Below are 18,180 nucleotides of genomic sequence, written 5' to 3'. Positions count from 1 at the left end.
TCAGGCGGGCAGCAGGAAGCCGTCGCGGACCAGGTTCCCCACCTCGGTGAGGAGCCCGGCGCGGAAGGTCCCGGCGTCCCAGTCCTCGCCCCCGCCCAGCAGCGCCTCGAGGGCGCCGATGATCTGCCCGACGGACAGGTCGCCGTCGCACGCTGAGACGAAGCCGGCCAGTTCGGTGCTGAGCAGGTTGGTGCGGCGCAGGCCGGCACCCTGGCGCAGCAGGATGACGCCGGGGTGTTCGGCTCCGGGGCGCTGGTGCCGCTCCTCGGTGACGTCCTCGGCCACGAGCAGGTGCGCCGCCGCCAGGTCGTGGACGGCCAGCCAGTCCGCACGTTCCACGGCGGCACCCAGGTGCGGGCCCACGGGCTGCTCGATCGGATAGGTGATCTCCTCGAATCGCCGCAGCACCGGGGTGGCGCCCGCGGCGGGCCGCCGCAGCCAGATCATCCCGAAGCCGATGGCCTCGACGCCGCGGGAGGCAAAGTCGTCCAGGTACGCGGCGTAGGAGTCCTGGTAGAGCCGCCGGTCGCGGGCCTCGGAGGCGTCCTGCAGCCAGGTCTCGGCGTACTGTTCCGGGCTGACCTGCTCGCGCTGGATGAACCAGGTGTCCGCGTCCGGGCCCGCCCAGCTCTGCGGCCGCCCGTCCCAGGCTGCGCCCGCCGGGATCTCCCAGTTGCCCAGGAGCTGGGCTGTCCCGCCGGGGGCGAGGACCGACGGGAGGGCGCGGACCAGCGAGGCGACGATGTCATCGCCCGGCAGGCCGCCGTCGCGGTAGGTGAACTGCTCCGCGGCGGCCTCCCCCACGCTGCGCGGCGTGATCACGAACGGCGGGTTGGAGACCACCAGTTCAAACTCCTCGCCCGCCACCGGATCGAGCAGGGAGCCCAAGCGCAGGCTCACCCGGGCTTGCAGGTCGGAGGGGTCCAGCTGCAGCTGGCCGGCGTTGAGCAGCAGATTGAAGCGGGTGAACGCGAGGGCACGGCCGGAGATGTCGGTGGCCGTCACGTGCTCGGCATGGTGGAGCAGGTGGAAGGTCTGGATGCCGCAGCCGGTGCCAAGGTCCAGCGCCCGGGCCACGTGCCGGCGGGCGGTGACCTGCACCAGCGTGGTGGAGGCCTGCCCGATCCCGAGGACGTGGTCGTGGCGCAGCACACCGGGGCGCTGGTGGGCGGCAAGGTCGCTGGCCACCCAGAGCTCCGCACCCCCGTTGCTGACAGCGTCCTCCCCGGGGGTCCCGTCCCCGGGGGCTCCGTCCCAGCCGTAGGGACGCAGGTCCACCTTCGCCTGGATCAGGCCGTCGGAGGACGGCTCCACGAGGCCCAGTTCCAGCAGGCCCGCCGTGCGGATGCCGGGCAGGGCGGCGTCGAGTGTGGCGGCGGACTGCGGTTCTGCGAGCAGCCAGAAGCGGACGACGGCGGCGAGCGCCGCAGTCGTCGGCTCCCCGTGGCGGGCCGTCCCGGTAACGATCAGCGCGGGAACCAGCTGGTCCCGGCCCAGGGCGCTGTGCGCGGCCGCGCCGAGCAGTCCGGCGACGCCGTCAACGGTGTAGCCGATGCCGCGCAGGTCAGCGGCCAGGGCGTCGAGCAGGCCGGGCAGGTCGCTGCGCGGGGCGTCGGGGGTGTTGCCGGCCATGAAATGCGTTGAGGGAGTCACCGGACAAGTTTAGTCCAGCGCCCCGGCGGCCCCGGGGCGCACGGACGACTACCGGGGCGGAGGCCGAGTTGCTGGCCGCGCTGGAGATCCGGGCCGTCATCCCGGCGCCGGAGCTGCCGCCCGCCGCCGAACGGCTCCGGCTCGCTCCGGACCAGGTGAATGTGCTGCTGCGGCTGGAGCTGCCGCCGCTGGACCGGACGCTGACCGATGGGCAGGCCAACCGCCGGCGCGACCGCGTGCACCTTGCCCTGCACCGGGGCCAGGTACTCGAACTGATCGCCGGGTAGGGCCGCGGGACCGCTGCGGCCGGCCTGTCGGGGCATCAGCGGCCGGCCGCAACGGCGGTAAGTTGGAGGCATGCTCCTTATCCCCCGTTCCCGTCGCGCCCGGCCTGTCGGGCGCGCAATGCGGCCTTTCCGGCGCGCCGCCCTCGGTGTCGCGGCGGGCGCCGCCGTCGTCCTGGCCGCAGCCGCGTGCTCCCCGGCCGGTTCCATCGAGTCGGCCGACGTGCCGGAGTGGAAGGCGACGGCACTTCCCTCCGCCGCCGGCATAGTGGTCGAGGATGCGGGAAAAATCCTCAACCGGGATCCGATCGTCAAGACCGCACCCGGAATTGGGGCGGGCACCTACGTCCTGACCATCACCTGCGACGGCGGCGGCAAGGCCTTCTTCGATGTCTCCCTCGACGGCGAGAACCTGACCGAGGCCGGCGCCGCCTGCAACGGCAGCCGCGAGACGGCACGCCTCACAGTCCCCTCCGCCGGCACGCTTCAGATCAGCACCACAAGCGTGGATGCCCCGATCATTTACGCCTACCACTTGGTGCCTGAGGCGTAGCAGCCGGGCCCGCCCCCGGACGAGGACGCCGGGCACGTGCGCCGTGGCTTGCGTTCACCGCCCCTGCGGCTAGGCTCTGCTCATGGTTGCTCCTGGGGGGGACGCACTGGACGGTCCGGACTGCGCTGCTGCTGGCGGTGGGCGCGGTTTCGGCGTCGCTGGCGGGATGTGCCTACGCGGACGACGCCGGACCCTCACCGGCCGCAGCCGGGCCGTCCGCCTGGTCATACCCTGCCGGGGCACCGATGCCGGCCAGGGACCCGGAACTCGTTGCCGCCGAAACCCGCAATCTCTCAGAGCTGGGGGTTGTCCTCGGCGGTTCACCGGACGGGCTCCTGGCCGGCGGATCAGGTGGGCTCGGCGGCCCCGGCAGCGGAGGATTCTCGACCTCAGGCATCGTTACGCGGGCAGGCGAGTACAAGGTCACGGCGGCCTGCATCGGGGCACCGCATGCCCACCTCTCCGTTATTCAGGGCGCCCGTGAGGGCGGCACGCTCCTGGAGCGTAACTTCGACTGCGGCGACGTGGCGGAAGCGCTGGTCGACCTGCTACCCGGGACTGTATCGGCCCACCGCACCCGGTATGGCGACGGCGGCCCCGGGCCCGGAACCGGCGCCGTCGCAGGCGTCCGGATCGGCTTCACCGAGGAAGGGCCCTAGATACCGGAGCGACGACTCTTGCGCCCGCCGTTGGACTCTGGTGCCCGGGCAGGGGCGGGGTTAAAGTCGGGAGATGCCCACTGTTCCGGTGTCGAGCGTGGCCCGGACTCGCACGGCGTCCGCCGTGGGACTCTGCCTGACGCTGGCCATGGCGCTGGCCGGCTGCGCCTACGAAGACGACGTTTCTGCCAGCGGGACGGAGTCCGCCTCCGCCCCGGCGTTCACCGATGCCGCGCTACCGCGGAATCCGTCGACGCGCGAGCCTGTCTCCGGGCCCGAGCTGGAGGCGTGGCTGGCGCAGGTACTCCCCGCCACCGAGGGCCAGGTGTTCCACACCGGCTACGGCACCGTCGAGGCCGACGAGGTACGGGAGGAGACCACCGCCCCACTGCCTGGTGGCAGCTACGCGTTGACCCTCGCCTGCCGGAGCCCGCGCCGGGTCGAGTTCATTATCAGCCACGGCAAAACGGAACTGGTGGACCTGAAACTGCGTTGCAGAACCTCACGGGTGTATGTGGTGTATCTACCCGCTGGCTCCATACTCACCATCAAAGTGGAAGCCAACGCCGGCGCCAACTTCGCCTACCGGGTGAGCCGCATCTAGGGCCTGCGGTCTGCAGACTCAGCCGGCAGGACGTCGGGGCCGCAGGGCCGCAGGGGCGCAGGGGCTCAGGGGCTCAGGGACCGCAGGGGCTCAGGGGCCGCAGGGGCTCAGGGGCCGCAGCCGTCCGGGCAGCGCAGCGTCTCCGGGCTGGCGGCGCAGTCCGGGCAGTAGAGCGTAAGCGTGCGGCAGGACGAGTTCGAGCAGTTCTCAAATTTGCTCGTCGGCGCCGCGCAGCGCACACATGCTCCGATGGTCTTCGCGTCCTCGCTGAATTCCAGGTGCATGCGCTTGTCGAACACGTAGAGGGACCCCTCCCAGAGGCCCTGGTCCTTGAAGGTTTCGCCGTAGCGGACGATCCCGCCGTCCAGCTGGTAGACCTCCTTGAAGCCGCGGTTGACCATCAGGCTGGACAGCACTTCGCAGCGGATGCCGCCGGTGCAGTACGTGACCACCGGCTTGTCCTTGAGTGCGTCGTATTTGCCGGAGTCGAGTTCCCTGATGAAGTCGTGGGTGGTGGCCACGTCCGGGACGACTGCGTCCTTGAATTTGCCGATCTGCGCCTCGAAGCCGTTGCGGCCGTCGAAGAAGACGACCTCCTCGCCGGCCTCCTTCCGCGCCGCCACAAGCTGGTGCAGTTCCTCGGGCAAGAGGTGCGTGCCGCCGCCGACGACGCCGCCGGCATCGACCTTGAGCTCTCCGGGGGCACCGAAGGACACAATCTCATCGCGGACTTTGACGCTCAGCCGGGGGAAGTCCGCGGCGCCGCCGTCGGACCACTTCACGTCGATACCGTGGAAGCCCTTGTATTCGCGGGTGGTCTTCACGTACTGCTTGACCGCTTTCAGCTCACCGCCGACGGTCGCGTTGATGCCGTCCCCGGAAATGATGATGCGCCCGGTCAGGCCGAGTTTCTCGCAGAGCGCGCGCTGCCAGAGCCGGATGGCATCCGGGTCCGGGAGAGGGGTAAAGCCGTAAAAAAGCACAATTCTGTTCAAAGCCACGTTTTAAGGGTACTGGGTGGACCAAGGACCACGGGCCGAGGGGAACCCGCCGTGCTGACCGGTACCGTGCTGACGCGTGCCGCGGCCCGGACGCCGCCGCCCCCGGTACCGGCCGCCCCCGGTACCGGCGGGCGTGTCCTGTCACAATTGCGTACGCAGGGCCTGTTCACGGACCCGGGCCCTGTTGCTTGTGGCGGGGCTGGAATACGCTCATCACATGAGTCTTGAGGCCATGGTTGAAGACACCACTCATCTGCTGGAAATCTGGGTCACCGGCTGGGCCGCCTGCCGCGGATATGAGACACGCAGGGAGGGCAACTTCCCGGCGGTTTTCAGGGCGGACACCACCCATGAATGGGAATACTTCGCCCACGATCCCGCCGATGCGGAGTTCGCGGCGCTGGCCGCCGCTACCGCGGAAGTACCCGCCCGGATACTCACGGTCCTCACGAATGACGTTGCGCGGTACCACACCCTGGCCCAGCAGCACGGGCTCAACGTCACGTCCGCCTCGCAGACGATGATGATCGTGGACATGGAGACCCAGGACACCGAGGATCCCTGGCTTCCGGATGATGATCTCAGGTGGGTTCCGTCACGGACGGACGGAGTCCAACATGCCGTGGTCTACGCCGGGGACGAGGTGGCGGCAAGCGGTCGTATGTTCGTAGTGGGCCATACCGCGATCTTCGACAAGATCGTCACCGAGCCCGGCTACAAGCGCCGGGGCCTGGGCAGCTTCATCATGCGCGCCCTCGCCGCCCAGGCTTTCGAGCACGACGTCGAGACCGGGCTGCTGCTCGCTTCACTCGACGGGCAGATGCTTTACTCGAACCTCGGCTGGACAACGGTCAGCCACGTGCTGATGCTCTCCGCCTCGGACGAGGGCTCGGACCTTTCCGTGGCCTGAGGCCCTGGGCCGGCGGGCCACGTGCCCCGGTCGATTTGAGGCCGGGTGAAAGAATGTACGAGTGAACCCACATGAGTCCCTGATTCCGTTGCTGGGCCGCGGCCCGGACCCGGAGCAGCTCCGTCATGTGCGCACCATTCCCGCCCGCCAGGCCGTGCACGCGCCCTGGCCCGGATGGACCCACCCCGATCTGGTGGACGCCTACGCTTCGCTGGGCATCCACGAGCCCTACCGCCACCAGATCCAGGCCGCTGAACTCGCCCACGCCGGCGAACACGTGGTGATCGCCACCGGCACCGCCTCCGGAAAATCGCTGGCCTACCAGCTGCCGGCGCTGGACGCGATCCACCGCTCCGAACTGCGGGTCCTCGCCGATCCCGGCAGAATCCACGACGACGGCGCCGTCACCTTGTATCTCTCCCCCACCAAAGCCCTGGCTGCCGACCAGCTGGCCGCGGTCCGGGCGCTGAAACTCCCCACCGTCCGGGCCGAGACCTACGATGGCGACACCGACCCCGCGTCCCGCCGCTGGATCCGGGACCACGCGAACTTCATCCTGGCCAACCCGGACATGCTGCACTTCGGGATCCTCCCCAACCACGCCTGGTGGGCACGGTTCTTCCGCCGGCTGCGCTACGTGGTCGTGGACGAGGCCCACAGCTATCGCGGCGTCTTCGGATCTCACGTAGCCAACCTGATGCGCCGGCTGCGCCGCATCTGCGCCTACTACAGCCCGGACGGGTCCGGACCGGTGTTCATCGCCGCCTCCGCCACGGCATCCGAGCCCGGCACCTCCTTCGGCCGGCTCATCGGCGCACCGGTCCGGGCCGTGTCCGAGGACTCCTCGCCCCACGGCTCCACCACCGTGGCGTTCTGGGAGCCAGCCCTGAGCGAACTCCGCGGCGAGAACGGCGCCAAGGAGCGGCGCACGGCGGTGGCTGAAACCGCGGACCTGCTGGCCAATCTGGTCTCTTCGCGGGTGCGGACCATTGCGTTCATCAAGTCCCGGCGCGGCGCCGAAACCATTGCCTCCATCACCAAGCGCCTCCTCGAAGAGGTCGATCCCAGCCTGCCGCAGCGGGTTGCGGCCTACCGCTCGGGCTACCTGCCGGAGGAGCGCCGCGCCCTGGAGAAATCGCTGCGCTCCGGCGAGCTGCTGGGCGTCTCCAGCACCTCGGCCCTGGAACTGGGGATCGACATCTCCGGCCTCGACGCCGTGCTCGTGGCCGGCTGGCCGGGGACCCGCGCGTCGTTGTTCCAGCAGATCGGCCGGGCCGGCCGGGCCGGCCAGGATGCCCTCGCCGCCTTCGTAGCCAGCGATGACCCGCTGGACACCTATCTGGTGAACCACCCCGAGGCGATTTTCGACGTCTCGGTGGAGGCCACCGTCTTTGATCCCTCCAATCCCTATGTACTCGGTCCGCATCTGTGTGCCGCCGCCGCCGAACTGCCGCTGGGGTCTGCCGAACTGGACCTGTTCGGCGCAACGTCGGAGAAGTTGCTGGACCAGCTGGTGGTCCAGGGATACCTGCGCCGGCGCCCCGCGGGGTGGTTCTGGACCCACCCGCAAAGCGCTGCGGCCATGGTGAACCTGAGGGCCGACGGCGGCGGCCCGGTGAGCATCGTGGACGCCGACACGGGATCCCTGCTCGGGACCATGGATTCCCCGCAGACGCATTACCAGGCCCACACGGGGGCGATCTACGTCCATCAGGGCGAGAGCTACGTGGTGGAGGACCTGAACGAGGACGATCACTGCGTGGTGGTGCGCCGGGCGAACCCGGACTACTACACCACCGCACGGGACGTGACCCAGATCGAGGTGCTCGAAACGCAGCGCACCACCCAGTGGGGTGACGTGGCCGTGCACTTCGGGGACGTGTTGGTTACAACGCAGGTGGTCTCCTTCCAGCGCAAGGCCCTGATTTCCAATGAGATCCTCGGTGAGGAGCCGCTGCAGCTGGGTGCCCGGGACCTCTTCACCAAGGCGGTGTGGTTTGTCATGGACAACCGCTCGCTGACCGGTGCGGGGCTGATCGAGGCGCAGTTCCCGGGTGCCTTGCATGCCGCGGAACACGCGGCCATCGGCCTCCTGCCCCTGGTGGCCTCCAGCGACCGTTGGGACATCGGCGGGGTGTCTACGGCCATTCACGCCGACACCGGGGTGCCGACCATCTTCGTGTACGACGGCCACCCCGGCGGGGCAGGTTTCGCCGAGCGCGGCTACGACAAGGCCCGGGTCTGGCTTGCCGCCACCCGCGACGCGATCAAGGCGTGCGAATGCGAGTCCGGCTGCCCGTCCTGTGTGCAGTCGCCCAAATGCGGCAACAAGAACAATCCCCTCGACAAGGACGCCGCCGTGACCCTCATCGATGTGCTGCTCAAGGACGCGACGGACCAGATGCGCACCGGGCAGCCGGACCACGCCGCGACACCGCTGCAGACGTAGCCGCGGCTGCGTCCATGGCTGCAGCCACCTGCTCACGGCGGCGGCCCGGCCCTGGCCAGACCGGTGGCCGCACCCAGGGGCGTGCGGACAGCGAGTTCAGTCCGGACCTGGACCGTGGAGCCGGCGCCTACCTCGCAGCTAAGGACCCTGGCGCCGTTCCGGTGTGCCACGTCCGCGGCGACGGCGCACGGCTCTCCCGGGGCGATTCCCCGGGCAGCATCCGCGGCGGCGAGGGCCGCCAGATCCGCGGCAGCCGCCGCCCGGGACGCCATCGCGGCCGACTGGGCCAGCAGTGCGATGAGGACTGCGGCGAGCACGACCAGCAGTCCCAGCCCCAGCGCCAGGACGGTGCCGGCACCGCGCTCCCCGGGCTCGGGACGCTCCGGGAGCTCCGGAGGCCCGCCCGGAGGGGCCGGTTGCTCGACCCGGGGTGCGTGGCTGCCCGGCCGTCTCATGCGGCCAGACTCTGCAGCTGATGGCGCCAGGCCGGGGGGACCAGGGCCGCGGCCGAAGGCCCGGACGTTTCGCTCCGTGCCCAGGCGCGTGCCGTCAGGGTCCAGGGAAGGAGCGAGCCAACGGCGCCCGGAACCCTGCCGGAAACTGTGACGCTGAGCCATCCGCCGTCGGACGCCACCGCCGACGCTGCTGCGGAACCCGCGAGCCGGCGGACGATCACGTCCACGGCGGCAGCATCCTCGCCCCGGGCCAGGGCCCGGGCACCGGCCCGGGCCGCTTCCTCCAGCCGCAGCTGGGTGACTCCCGCCGCTGAACCGGCCAGCAGCAGGGCGAGCAGGAGCAGGACGGCGGGCAGCGCCACCGCGAATTCGGCTGTTACCGCACCGCGGCACGTGCCGCATCCCGCGCTCTGCCGCCACCGGGGTCGCCGTGTGGCTGGCGGGGACGACGCTGCCCCCTGCATTCTCCCGGCCGGCCATCCGCAGCTCATGGCAAGGCGAGCGCCGTACGGATGAGGTTCAAGAGGAAACCCCGGACTTCGTCACTGCGCATGATGAACACGAGGATGCCGGCAAACCCCACAGCGGCGAGCGTGGCAATGGCATACTCGGCCGTCGCCATTCCTGTCTCCGAGCCAAACAGCGTCCGCAGCCACCCCGGCTTTCTCGGTTTTCGCCCCCTGAGCGGGTCGGCGGCACTGGCTCCTGGATAGATTTCGTGGATCTCAGCGCTCTCCGTTTCCGGATGGACTTTCGGCGCCTCGCGGGTTCCGGCGGGCGCAACGGGATGAAGTGACATGGTTTTTCCTTTCCTTGGGTTCCGGCGGGACCGCCGGCTGTTCTTAGACTCTTCCTGCTGGGACCGCGGCCCGTAAGGCGTCCCTGCAGCCAAGTGGAAAACCGGCCCCCCACGCGGGCTGTGGAGGAATGCCGCCACCGCCATCGCCTTTCCACCACCGGCGTCAGCCCGGCAGCATCGCCAGCAGCACCGGCACGACACCCAGGCAGATGAAGGCCGGCAGCGAACACACGCCGAGCGGCACAACGAGCTTCACGCCCAGGGCTGCGGCCTGCTTCTCCGCGGTCCGGAACCGCTCGCGCCGCAGGCGGGCCGCCTGGGCGTAGAGGATGGCCGAAGACGGGGCGCCGGTGAGCGCGGCGAACCCCAGCGCATCGCGCACGGCAAGGAGTGCCGGCGTCCGGACGTCGGAGCTGCCCCAGGCGGTGTCCCAATCGGCGCCAATGGCGAGTGCCGCGACGACCGGCCGCAGCGGACCACGGATGTCAGGTGCTGCCAACTCGGCGACGAGCGCCAGGGCACGGCCGAGTCCGGCCCCCGCCTCGAGCATCGCCCCGATCAGTTCCAGCAACATGGCCGCATCACCCAGACCGGGCCCGCCGGCTTCCCCTGCCGGCTCGCGGCTGCAGTCTGAACCGCCTGGGTTTCCGGCGTTCGGGGCGGGCAGCGTCTGGCGCCGGAGTCTCCGCCTGGCCATGCCACGGTCCGAATAAGCGGTCACGGCCGCGGCTGCCAGAACCGCCAGCACCGCAAGACCCGCGCCGTCCGCTGTCACGGCGGAGGCCCCTCAGCGGCCCGGACGAGCCGGGCCGACCAGATCCGGCCTGCCGTGGTGAGGGCGAGGCCCGCCGCGAGCGCCGCCACACCCAGCGGGGTTCCCAGCAGAACCGCGGCAGGGTCCACGCCCAGCAGCACACCCAGGCCCAGACCCAGGAACGGAAGCCACGTCAGCAGCTGAACGGTCGCACGGGGCCCGGCCAACGCTGTCTGCCGGGCGGCCTCGGCGTCGTCCTCGGCCTCAAGCTGCGCGGCGAAGCGCGTCAACACATCCGCCAGCGGGCACCCGCTGGCCTCGGCAACGTCAAAACAGGCGGCAAGCTGGAACCAGACGCGGCGCGCACGGACGTCCTCGCCGGCACCACGTCCCCAGGCCTTCCCGGACGCCGTTCCGCCGCATCTGACCGCGGCGGAGCGGATCGCCGCTCCGACCGGCGATCCGCGCACCGCGGCGGCGCGGGCCGCGGCAAGGATCCGCCCGGATCCCGGAGCGAGCACCAGGCTCCGGGATCCGGTTCCTGCCCCGGACGCCGGCGCGGACGCGGCGGGATCGTCCCCATGCAGGAGCCACAGTTCATCCCACAAGCGCGCGGGAGAGCGGCCGCCCTTGAGCAAAGCCGCCAGCTGCTGCACGAGCAGGGTCATCGAAACCGTCGGGGCGCTCCGTCGCCGCCATCCTGCCACTCCGCCCGCACACGCGGGAGTGCCTGCCTCCGGACTGCCCCGCCCGCCGGCCAGGGCTGCGCGGATCCGCCGGCGGGGGGCTCCCGGCGGGGAGAGGGCCAGGAAGATGGCGAGGGAGAGCACGCCGATGAGCAGGGCGGTCATGCCGGCTCCACTGAGGCCGGGTCCACTGAGGCCGGGTCCATTCCGAGGCGGACCGCCAGCCGCGGCCACGCCGGCCCACCGCGGACGACACCGGCGCAAATGTCCAGCGCGGAGCCGACCACCAGGCCCGCCGGGGTGTCTTCGAGCACTCCGATGCAGGCGACGGTCCGCCCGTTGTGCATCCTTTCCACGTGGACCACGGAGTCGAGGGCGCTGGCCGCCTGCAGCCGTACGGCGTCCTGCCCCATCCCGGCCAGCGCACCCAACGCGGTGAGCCTTGCCGGGACGTCGGCCGCGGTGTTGGCATGGATGGTTCCGCCGCCCCCGCTGTGGCCGGTGTTCATGGCAGCCAGCAGTTCCCGCACTTCGGCACCCCGGCACTCCCCCACGACCAGCCGGTCCGGCCGCATCCGCAGGGACTGCCGCACGAGCTCGCCCAGATCCACAGCGCCGCCGCCTTCGAGGTTGCCGTGGCGCGCCTCCAGCGAGACGACGTGCGGGTGGACCGGGTTCAGTTCCGAGGCGTCCTCAATCAGGACCAGCCGCTCACCGGCCGCGCACAGGCCAAGGAGCGTGGCGAGCAGGGTTGTTTTCCCCGACCCCGTGGCGCCGCTGATCAGAAAGCTCAGGCGGCGTTCCACCATCCGCTCCAGCACGGTCTGCACCAGTGCCCCAAACATTCCGTTCCGCCGCAGCTCGTCCATCGAGAAGACCCGTTCACGCCGGATCCTGATGCTCAGGAGTGTTCCCGCCGTGGAGATCGGTGGAAGGACGGCATGGACCCGGAACCCGCCGTCGAGCCTGACGTCGACGCAGGGCGAACCGTCGTCCAGACGCCGCCCGCCGGCCGACACGAGCCGGGCGGCCAGTGCCCGGACCTGCTGTTCACCGGAGAACGCGACCGGAGCCCTTTCGAGTCCGCCGCCGCGGTCCAGCCATACGGAGCCCGGTCCGTTGACGAAGATGTCTGTCACGGCCCGGTCCTGGACCAGGACCTGCAGGGGCCCGAGGCCGTTCAGTTCCGCACTGATCCCCTCGACCGCGGCCAGCGCTCCGGCGGTCCCCAGCAGGCGCCCGCTCGCCTGCACGGCGGCTGCCACGCGGGAGGGGGTCACCGGACCGGCGTCTGACATCACGGATTCGCGGACGGACGCCAGCAGCCGCGCATCAACGGAGCCCCGGGCCGGCGGCCGGAAGCGCTGGCCGCCCGGGCCTGCACCGGCATCCGGGGGCCCCGGTGCCGAGTGGGCGCTCATCCGGTGACTCCAGCCCCGAAGTCCAGGACCGTGCTGGCGAACCGCCGGACATTGCGCTGCCGGCCGGTGTCCAGCAGGCGCCCGAGTTCCGTGGCGGCGGCGGCGCGCCTGACGTCCGGCATGATCCCGGCCAGGGGCAATCCGACGGACTCGGCAATCAGCTCTGCGTCCAGCGCGGCCCCGGACTTGCCGCGCACCACCAGCGCCGTCTCCACCGCAGGGAGGTCCTGCAGGAGCCTGGCCGTGGCCACGGCCGCACGCAGCAGCGCGGGCGCAACGACGATCATCCGATCGCAGTCCCAGGCGAAAGTCCGCAGCGCTTCCCGTCCCCGGCCAATGTCCACGAGGACCAGCTCGAAGCCGCGCCTGGCGGCGTCAAGCACCCCGGCCACGACCGCGTGCTCCACTCCGCTGTGGCGCTCCTTGTTCCCGGGCCACGAGAGGAAGGGGAATCCGCCAGCCAGCGGCAGCGAGTCAGCGAGCTGGCGGGGATCGATCGTACCGCTGGCATCCGCCAGATCCGGCCAGCGGAGACCGGGTGTTTCCTCGGCGGCGAGCGCCAGTTCCAGGCCCCCGCCCCACGGGTCACCGTCCACAAGCAGGACACGCAGACCTTCCCGGGCGGCAGCATGGGCCAGCCAGACAGCCGCCGTGCTGGCTCCGGCGCCGCCGCAACCTCCGACAATCCCGAGGACGAGTCCGCCGGATTCGGGAGTGCGGGAGCGGCTCAGGTACTCGGCGAGCCAGGCCGCGGCCCCGGGCAGCACTGCAACGCGTTCGGCGCCGATGGCGGCACCCAGGTGCCACAGGCTGTCGCCGTCCCCGGTGAGGCCAACGAGCACGGCCGGCGACCGCCCCCGCGGCGGCAGCTCGCGGATGTCGCTGCCGAGCAACACCACCGCGGCAGTGTCCCAGAAGGGCGCCGCTTCCCTGATGTTTGCCACCGTGCGCAGCTGGCCGCCGGACGCCGCCACGACGCGTTCCACTTCACCGCACAGCACCTCGAGCCCCGTCACGAGCAGCGTCTCCGCCGACCCGTCCGGCACCCACTGCGCAGCACCGGCCCCGGGGCCGGACGGCGGTATCTGGTGCCTGCTCATGCGGCCACTCTTCACGTCCCCGCAACCTGCCGTAACCCGCGCCGGCCGCTATGTGGACAAGCCAGGTCATCAGGCCCGGTGAACCGGGTGCCCCGATCCGCAGGGCAGAATTGATCTTATGTACCTGTTGCTCGCCGCCCACGCCGACGGCGCAGCCCTGCAGGAACTCACCGCGGACGGCGCCCCGCACCCGGCCACGCCGGAACCGCGGACCGTCAGCGCCGCCGAGCTGGCCGGCGTCGTGCGCGACCTCGAAAAGCGGAGGCCGCGCTGGATCTGGCACCGCACCCAGGACTGGTACCCAGCCCTGCTCGCCGCCGGGGTCGAGCTGGAACGCTGTTACGACCTCACGCTGTGCGGCGCGATCCTGGCCCATTCGGAGTTCACCGCCCACACCGCGTATGCGCAGAACGCGGAGAAAAGGGTCCAGGACGATGAGCTGCAGCCGCCCCCGCGCGCGCTGCAGCCGCCTCCCCCGCCCGCTGACCAGGGCGCCCTGTTCGATGATCCCGGCCTGCGCAAAACACCCCGCCACAGCCCCGAGGACCTCCGCACCGAATACGCCGCCCAGCAGGAGGCGCTCGGTCAGGCGGGCGGGGCCGGCGTCGAACGCCACAGCGACAACCGCAAACAGCGGCTCCAGCTGTTGCTCGCGGCCGAGTCCGCCGGCGCGATGATCGCGGCGGAAATGCAGCACACCGGTGTGCCGTGGCGCGAGGAACTGCATGAGCAGATTCTGGCGGACTATCTTGGCCCCCGGCCTCCTCTGGGCCACCGTCCGGCCAAGCTGGAGGCCCTGGCTACTGAGCTGCGGCAGCTGTTGAATTCCCCGTCGCTTAACCCGGATTCCCCGCAGGATCTCATGCGGGCCCTGCACCGGAACGGCATCGAGGTGAAGACCACCCAGCAGTGGGAACTGAAGGAATCCAGCCATCCCGCGATCGAGCCGCTCCTGGCCTTCAAGAAGCTCTCCCGTCTGCACGCCGCCAACGGCTGGGCCTGGCTGGATGTGTGGGTGAACGACGGCCGGTTCCAGCCGGAGTATGTGGTCGGCGGAGTCGTCTCCGGCCGCTGGGCCTCCCGCGGCGGCGGGGCGCTGCAGATTCCGCGCCAGATCCGTGGCGCCGTCCATGCCGATCCGGGCCACAAGCTGATCGTCGCCGACGCCTCCCAGCTGGAACCCCGGGTGCTCGTGGCGCTCGCGCAGGATTCCAGGATGGCCGAGGCCGCGCGCGACAAGGACCTGTACGCCGGTATCGCCGCGCAGGGCTTCGGCGGCGACCGCGCCAAGGCCAAGGTGGCGCTGCTCGGGGCGATCTACGGGGCAACGACCGGCGAGTCGGGGCGCCTGATGCCGCAGTTGACCCGCACCTACCCGCGCGCGGTGGGCTTCGTGGAGCACGCGGCCCGCGAGGGCGAGGCCGGCAGGACGGTCACCTCACGGCTGGGCCGCAGCAGCCCGCCGCCGTCCGAGCACTGGCTGCAGAGCCAGCAGTCGACCAGCGCCGAGGAACAGCGCCGGGCCGATTCGATCGCCCGTTCGCGGGGCCGGTTCACCCGCAACTTCGTTGTCCAGGGTTCAGCGGCGGACTGGGCGGCCTGCTGGCTGGCAGAACTGCGACGCCGGCTCCGCGCCATGCGCGCGGACGGCGGCCCCGCCGGGGAACTGGTGTTCTTCCTGCACGACGAGGTCATGGTCCACTGTCCCGAGGCCGCGGTGGCCGACTGCATCCGCGCCATCGAGGAAGCCGCAAACGCCGCCAAGGAACTGCTGTTCGGCAGGATCCCGGTGGAATTCCCGGTCAGCGTCGCGGTCGTGGACTCCTACGACAACGCCAAATAACGCTGCGGAGCAGCCGGCCGTGACGTTCGCAGCACGTCCGACCCTCAAAAGAACGCCACGGGGCCCGCTGCCAGGCCGGCTCCCCGATAGTCCCGGCCTCAGCCGTTGAGCCTGCTCCAGGTGTCGACGCTGAGGAGGCTCTCGCGGTCCCAAGGGACCGCCCACCCCAGCTGGTCGAAGAGCTGGCTGAGGATCATCCCGGTGAAGCCCCAGACCACGACATCGTTGACGGTAAAGGCAGGGCTCAGGAACGTCTGCTCCGCCCGGGCCACGGTGGCCATCACGCGGTTGTCCGGGTCCAGCAGGTCCCGGACCGGCACGCGGAAGACCTGGGCGGACTCGCCGTGGTCGACCACCCGCACGGGCGACTGGGACGCCCACCAGCCCAGCACCGGGGTCACCATGAAGTTGCCGCGGGGCAGCGCCAGTTCCGGCATCACGCCGAGGACCTCGACGCCGGCCGCATCCAGCCCGGTTTCCTCTTCCGCTTCCCGCAGGGCGGCGCCGATGACGGATTCGCCCGGGTCGATGCGGCCGCCGGGGAACGCGACCTGGCCCGGATGGTCATTCAGGGTATGGGCGCGCTGCAGCAGCAGGACATCCAGGTCGGCCGGCGCCAGGCGTTTGACCGAGGTGGCCGGGACATCATCGAGGGAGCCGAAGAGCATCAGCACGGCCGCCCGGCGGGTCCGGCCCCCGGACTCGACGGGGATTTCCCGCCAGCGCGAATCGGGAGGCGGCGCCGTGCCGGCCTCCACCGCAGCCAGCAGGTCGATGAGGTCCTGTCTGGCCGTCACAGCGGCTTCCTCTGGGATTCCATCCGGATTTCCGCGGCCCGGTGGGTCTCTGCGAGGAGTTTCGACAGCAGCTCCTCCTGCCCCGGGGCCAACTCGTACTTCAGCAGCTTCTTCGCCTTCTCCGGGTCCGTCTCCCCCATCCCGTAGCTCGGGCACCAGTTCGCGGCGGCGCAGGCGCCGCAGGCCGGCTTGCGGGAATGGCACACGCGCCGGCCGTGGAACACCACCCGGTGCGAGAGCATGGTCCAGTCCCGGGGCTCGAACAGTTCCGCGACGTCGGACTCGATCCGCACCGGGTCATCGGACTCAGTCCAGCCAAAGCGCCGGGCGAGCCGGCCGAAGTGGGTGTCCACCGTGATCCCGGGGACGCCGAAGGCGTTGCCGAGCACCACGTTCGCGGTCTTCCGCCCGACGCCGGGAAGCGTTACCAGATCAGCAAGCCGGCCCGGCACCTCGCCGTCGTACTCATCCACGAGCCGGTTGCACAGCGCCATCAGGTTCCGGGCCTTGGCCCGGAAGAACCCGGTTGGTTTGATGATGGCTTCCAGCTCGGCCGGGTCCGCCTCCGCCATGCTCCGGGCGTCCGGGTACCGGGCGAACAGCAGGGGCGTGATCTGGTTGACGGTCACATCCGTGGTCTGGGCTGACAGCACGGTGGCGATCACCAGCTCGAACGGGCTGCGGAAGTCGAGTTCCGCGTGGGCGTAGGGATACTGTTCCGCCAGCGCCTTGTTGATCCGCCGGGCGCGCCGCTTCAACCCCAGCAGTGACTCCCCTGCAGCCCGAGCGCCGCGACTTGTCGGTTTCGCCCTTGTGGGGTTGGCCACGGCGCTGCCGGGGACTGGAATGCCGGACTCGCTGGCCACGGGGGCTGGCTAACCGCGTTCGATGTTGCTGAGGTCGCGGAGCACGCCGACGCTGCCATCGGTGTGCTGGACCAGGAATTCGTGGCCCCGGTCCTCCAGGGCGAGCACCCAGCCGCCGGGTTCGATCACGAAGGCTGCGACGCCGCTGTGCTCCTCCACGGCGGTGCGGGGCTGGGCGACGGCGAACCAGAAGGCCTCGTGGACGATCTGGACCTCATCTTCCCCGGGACGGTTTGCCGGGTCGACGGTGGCGCCGATCGGCTCCTGCTTGCGCACCTGCGGGTTCACCGTGGTGGGGGCACTGTTGCCTGACGTTACGGGAGCCTCGGCGACCCGGGTTTCCTCAGCCGCACCGGCGGCCTGGGTCTGCTCGGCCGCGGACGGCGCCTTCGAGGCGTCCGCGGCGGGAACGGTACCCGCGGCCTGGGCTTCCGGGTAGCTGACGACCGGCGTCGGCGCGGCGGCCCGGGTCCGTGATTCCTGGGCTACGGCCGGCGTTCCGGCCGCGGGGCGAACTGCCGCGGGGCCGCCTGTGGCTGGGCCCGAAGTTGTGCCGGCGGCGCCTGCGGCACCCGCGGCGCCTGTCTTTGCGCCAGGTGTCATCCGTTTCGCCCAACCGGCGACGGCGCTCGTGCCGGCGGCCTTCGGTGCTGCCTCGTCCTTGGCTTCTTTCGACGCCTTGGCGGCGCGCGGTTTGTGGACGGGGACCGCCGACTCGCGGGCCACGATGTGGGCAGGGACTTCTGCGCGGTCCAGGAAATCTCCGGCGAAGAAGGGAATCAGGCGGCCCAGAACGGTGGCCGCAAGGAGCCCGAGGGCTCCAACGAGGGCCAGCAGCATGCTGGGGACGTAGGCGCCCGCGACGGCCAGGAAGAAGAACGCGACAGCGAAGGACGCCACCACGGAGCCGAACTGGTCCACCGACAGGGATCCGATGCGGATCTTCGTTCCCGGGCTGACGCGGCGCGCCACGAACAGGGCGGTAACAATCACCGGCAGCAGGATCCCGAGGCCCAGGAAGAAGAGGCTGCCCAGGTTCCACAGGTTGTAGCGGACGGCAAACATCGGGATCAGCGAGGCCACAAAGAGAATCAGCGTCGAGCCGAACACCGTGAGATCACGGACGGTGAACGGTCCGAGGACCGCCTGGTTCTTCTTGCCGGCCGTCATCCCGCTCGTCGTGTCGGCTGTGGGACGCGGTGCGCCCCCGTGGCCGCCAGACCGGTCCGCGCCGCCGGTGCCCTGGGTTTGGCTGGTGCCCTGGCTTTGGGCGGGCTGCTTAAGCTGCCCGCTTGTTTGCTCGTTCATTCGGTTCTCCTTAGCATGGCGGCACTCTGGACAGCGCC

19 protein-coding genes are annotated in these 18,180 nt (G+C 70.8%); 7 read left to right on the top strand and 12 right to left on the bottom strand.

Going from position 1 to position 18,180, the window contains the following annotated elements; genetic code table 11:
* Positions 1-1,632: a DUF7059 domain-containing protein gene (locus ACZYX4_RS07855; RefSeq protein ID WP_463875075.1), complete on the bottom strand. Its 1,632-nt coding sequence runs from the start codon at positions 1,630-1,632 to the stop codon at positions 1-3.
* A gap of 89 nt (positions 1,633-1,721) precedes the next feature.
* Between ACZYX4_RS07855 and ACZYX4_RS07850 the strand changes: the two genes are divergently transcribed.
* The 4 genes from ACZYX4_RS07850 to ACZYX4_RS07835 all read left to right on the top strand — a co-directional run bounded on the left by ACZYX4_RS07850 (position 1,722) and on the right by ACZYX4_RS07835 (position 3,753).
* On the top strand, positions 1,722-1,940 hold the full coding sequence (locus tag ACZYX4_RS07850) for a hypothetical protein (RefSeq protein ID WP_463874945.1): 219 nt from the start codon (positions 1,722-1,724) through the stop codon (positions 1,938-1,940).
* Positions 1,941-2,010: 70 nt separating this feature from the next.
* The gene (locus tag ACZYX4_RS07845; protein ID WP_463874944.1) at positions 2,011-2,490 is read left to right on the top strand and encodes a hypothetical protein; all 480 of its coding nucleotides are present in this window, start codon (positions 2,011-2,013) and stop codon (positions 2,488-2,490) included.
* Between the two features lie 86 nt (positions 2,491-2,576).
* Complete coding sequence (locus ACZYX4_RS07840) at positions 2,577-3,149, top strand: hypothetical protein (RefSeq protein WP_463874942.1); 573 nt, start codon at positions 2,577-2,579, stop codon at positions 3,147-3,149.
* Between the two features lie 73 nt (positions 3,150-3,222).
* Positions 3,223-3,753: a hypothetical protein gene (locus ACZYX4_RS07835; protein WP_463874940.1), complete on the top strand. Its 531-nt coding sequence runs from the start codon at positions 3,223-3,225 to the stop codon at positions 3,751-3,753.
* A 107-nt stretch (positions 3,754-3,860) separates the two neighbouring features.
* Here ACZYX4_RS07835 and trhO read toward each other — a convergent pair whose 3' ends face one another.
* Positions 3,861-4,754 (bottom strand): oxygen-dependent tRNA uridine(34) hydroxylase TrhO, encoded by an 894-nt coding sequence (gene trhO, locus ACZYX4_RS07830; RefSeq protein ID WP_463874938.1) that lies wholly within the window; start codon positions 4,752-4,754, stop codon positions 3,861-3,863.
* 217 nt (positions 4,755-4,971) lie between these two features.
* On the opposite strand from trhO, the gene ACZYX4_RS07825 reads away from it, so the two are divergent.
* Positions 4,972-5,664 carry a GNAT family N-acetyltransferase gene (locus ACZYX4_RS07825; protein WP_463874936.1) on the top strand — a complete coding sequence of 231 codons (693 nt, stop codon included), beginning with the start codon at positions 4,972-4,974 and terminating at the stop codon, positions 5,662-5,664.
* 61 nt (positions 5,665-5,725) lie between these two features.
* Entirely contained in the window at positions 5,726-8,113 is a 2,388-nt protein-coding gene (locus ACZYX4_RS07820; RefSeq protein ID WP_463874934.1) for a DEAD/DEAH box helicase, read from the top strand.
* A 32-nt stretch (positions 8,114-8,145) separates the two neighbouring features.
* On the opposite strand, the gene ACZYX4_RS07815 is transcribed toward ACZYX4_RS07820, so the two are convergent.
* The 7 genes from ACZYX4_RS07815 to ssd all read right to left on the bottom strand — a co-directional run bounded on the left by ACZYX4_RS07815 (position 8,146) and on the right by ssd (position 13,328).
* Positions 8,146-8,568: an Rv3654c family TadE-like protein gene (locus ACZYX4_RS07815; protein ID WP_463874932.1), complete on the bottom strand. Its 423-nt coding sequence runs from the start codon at positions 8,566-8,568 to the stop codon at positions 8,146-8,148.
* Positions 8,565-9,032, bottom strand: coding sequence for a TadE family type IV pilus minor pilin (locus ACZYX4_RS07810; RefSeq protein WP_463874930.1), 468 nt, complete (start codon positions 9,030-9,032; stop codon positions 8,565-8,567). The genes ACZYX4_RS07815 and ACZYX4_RS07810 overlap by 4 nt, the downstream gene beginning before the upstream one ends.
* 23 nt (positions 9,033-9,055) lie before the next feature.
* Positions 9,056-9,367: a DUF4244 domain-containing protein gene (locus ACZYX4_RS07805; RefSeq protein WP_463874928.1), complete on the bottom strand. Its 312-nt coding sequence runs from the start codon at positions 9,365-9,367 to the stop codon at positions 9,056-9,058.
* Between the two features lie 163 nt (positions 9,368-9,530).
* On the bottom strand, positions 9,531-10,142 hold the full coding sequence (locus tag ACZYX4_RS07800; RefSeq protein ID WP_463874926.1) for a type II secretion system F family protein: 612 nt from the start codon (positions 10,140-10,142) through the stop codon (positions 9,531-9,533).
* Positions 10,139-10,972, bottom strand: a complete 834-nt coding sequence (locus tag ACZYX4_RS07795; RefSeq protein WP_463874924.1) for a hypothetical protein — start codon at positions 10,970-10,972, stop codon at positions 10,139-10,141. Before ACZYX4_RS07795 ends, ACZYX4_RS07800 begins: the two co-directional genes overlap by 4 nt.
* A complete protein-coding gene (locus ACZYX4_RS07790) occupies positions 10,969-12,228 on the bottom strand; it encodes a TadA family conjugal transfer-associated ATPase (protein ID WP_463874922.1) in 1,260 nt (419 codons plus the stop codon). The genes ACZYX4_RS07795 and ACZYX4_RS07790 overlap by 4 nt, the downstream gene beginning before the upstream one ends.
* Positions 12,225-13,328: a septum site-determining protein Ssd gene (gene ssd / locus ACZYX4_RS07785; protein ID WP_463874920.1), complete on the bottom strand. Its 1,104-nt coding sequence runs from the start codon at positions 13,326-13,328 to the stop codon at positions 12,225-12,227. The genes ACZYX4_RS07790 and ssd overlap by 4 nt, the downstream gene beginning before the upstream one ends.
* Before the next feature lie 118 nt (positions 13,329-13,446).
* Between ssd and ACZYX4_RS07780 the strand changes: the two genes are divergently transcribed.
* Positions 13,447-15,171, top strand: coding sequence for a bifunctional 3'-5' exonuclease/DNA polymerase (locus ACZYX4_RS07780; protein WP_463874918.1), 1,725 nt, complete (start codon positions 13,447-13,449; stop codon positions 15,169-15,171).
* 98 nt (positions 15,172-15,269) lie between these two features.
* Here the strand turns inward: ACZYX4_RS07780 and ACZYX4_RS07775 are convergent, their stop codons facing one another.
* From ACZYX4_RS07775 to ACZYX4_RS07765, 3 genes are read right to left on the bottom strand one after another with little or no spacing between them, the layout of a single operon-like run.
* Positions 15,270-15,968, bottom strand: a complete 699-nt coding sequence (locus ACZYX4_RS07775; RefSeq protein WP_463874916.1) for an NUDIX hydrolase — start codon at positions 15,966-15,968, stop codon at positions 15,270-15,272.
* Positions 15,965-16,795, bottom strand: coding sequence for an endonuclease III (gene nth, locus ACZYX4_RS07770; RefSeq protein ID WP_463875074.1), 831 nt, complete (start codon positions 16,793-16,795; stop codon positions 15,965-15,967). The genes ACZYX4_RS07775 and nth overlap by 4 nt, the downstream gene beginning before the upstream one ends.
* A gap of 48 nt (positions 16,796-16,843) precedes the next feature.
* On the bottom strand, positions 16,844-18,142 hold the full coding sequence (locus ACZYX4_RS07765; RefSeq protein ID WP_463874914.1) for a hypothetical protein: 1,299 nt from the start codon (positions 18,140-18,142) through the stop codon (positions 16,844-16,846).
* Positions 18,143-18,180: the final 38 nt, after the last annotated feature.

The sequence above is a fragment of the Pseudarthrobacter leeuwenhoeki genome (genome assembly GCF_055412885.1).
Note: the sequence above shows the minus strand (reverse complement) of the source record. Positions and strands in the feature narration are given on the sequence as shown.

Coding starts and splice junctions, on each gene's coding strand:
- ACZYX4_RS07790 (WP_463874922.1), bottom strand. CDS start 12,228: ATGAGCGCCCACTCGGCACCGGGGCCCCCGGATGCCGGTGCAGGCCCG.
- ACZYX4_RS07780 (WP_463874918.1), top strand. CDS start 13,447: ATGTACCTGTTGCTCGCCGCCCACGCCGACGGCGCAGCCCTGCAGGAA.
- ACZYX4_RS07835 (WP_463874940.1), top strand. CDS start 3,223: ATGCCCACTGTTCCGGTGTCGAGCGTGGCCCGGACTCGCACGGCGTCC.
- ACZYX4_RS07845 (WP_463874944.1), top strand. CDS start 2,011: ATGCTCCTTATCCCCCGTTCCCGTCGCGCCCGGCCTGTCGGGCGCGCA.
- ssd (WP_463874920.1), bottom strand. CDS start 13,328: ATGAGCAGGCACCAGATACCGCCGTCCGGCCCCGGGGCCGGTGCTGCG.
- ACZYX4_RS07795 (WP_463874924.1), bottom strand. CDS start 10,972: ATGACCGCCCTGCTCATCGGCGTGCTCTCCCTCGCCATCTTCCTGGCC.
- ACZYX4_RS07855 (WP_463875075.1), bottom strand. CDS start 1,632: ATGGCCGGCAACACCCCCGACGCCCCGCGCAGCGACCTGCCCGGCCTG.
- ACZYX4_RS07825 (WP_463874936.1), top strand. CDS start 4,972: ATGAGTCTTGAGGCCATGGTTGAAGACACCACTCATCTGCTGGAAATC.
- ACZYX4_RS07765 (WP_463874914.1), bottom strand. CDS start 18,142: ATGAACGAGCAAACAAGCGGGCAGCTTAAGCAGCCCGCCCAAAGCCAG.
- ACZYX4_RS07810 (WP_463874930.1), bottom strand. CDS start 9,032: ATGCAGGGGGCAGCGTCGTCCCCGCCAGCCACACGGCGACCCCGGTGG.
- ACZYX4_RS07805 (WP_463874928.1), bottom strand. CDS start 9,367: ATGTCACTTCATCCCGTTGCGCCCGCCGGAACCCGCGAGGCGCCGAAA.
- ACZYX4_RS07815 (WP_463874932.1), bottom strand. CDS start 8,568: ATGAGACGGCCGGGCAGCCACGCACCCCGGGTCGAGCAACCGGCCCCT.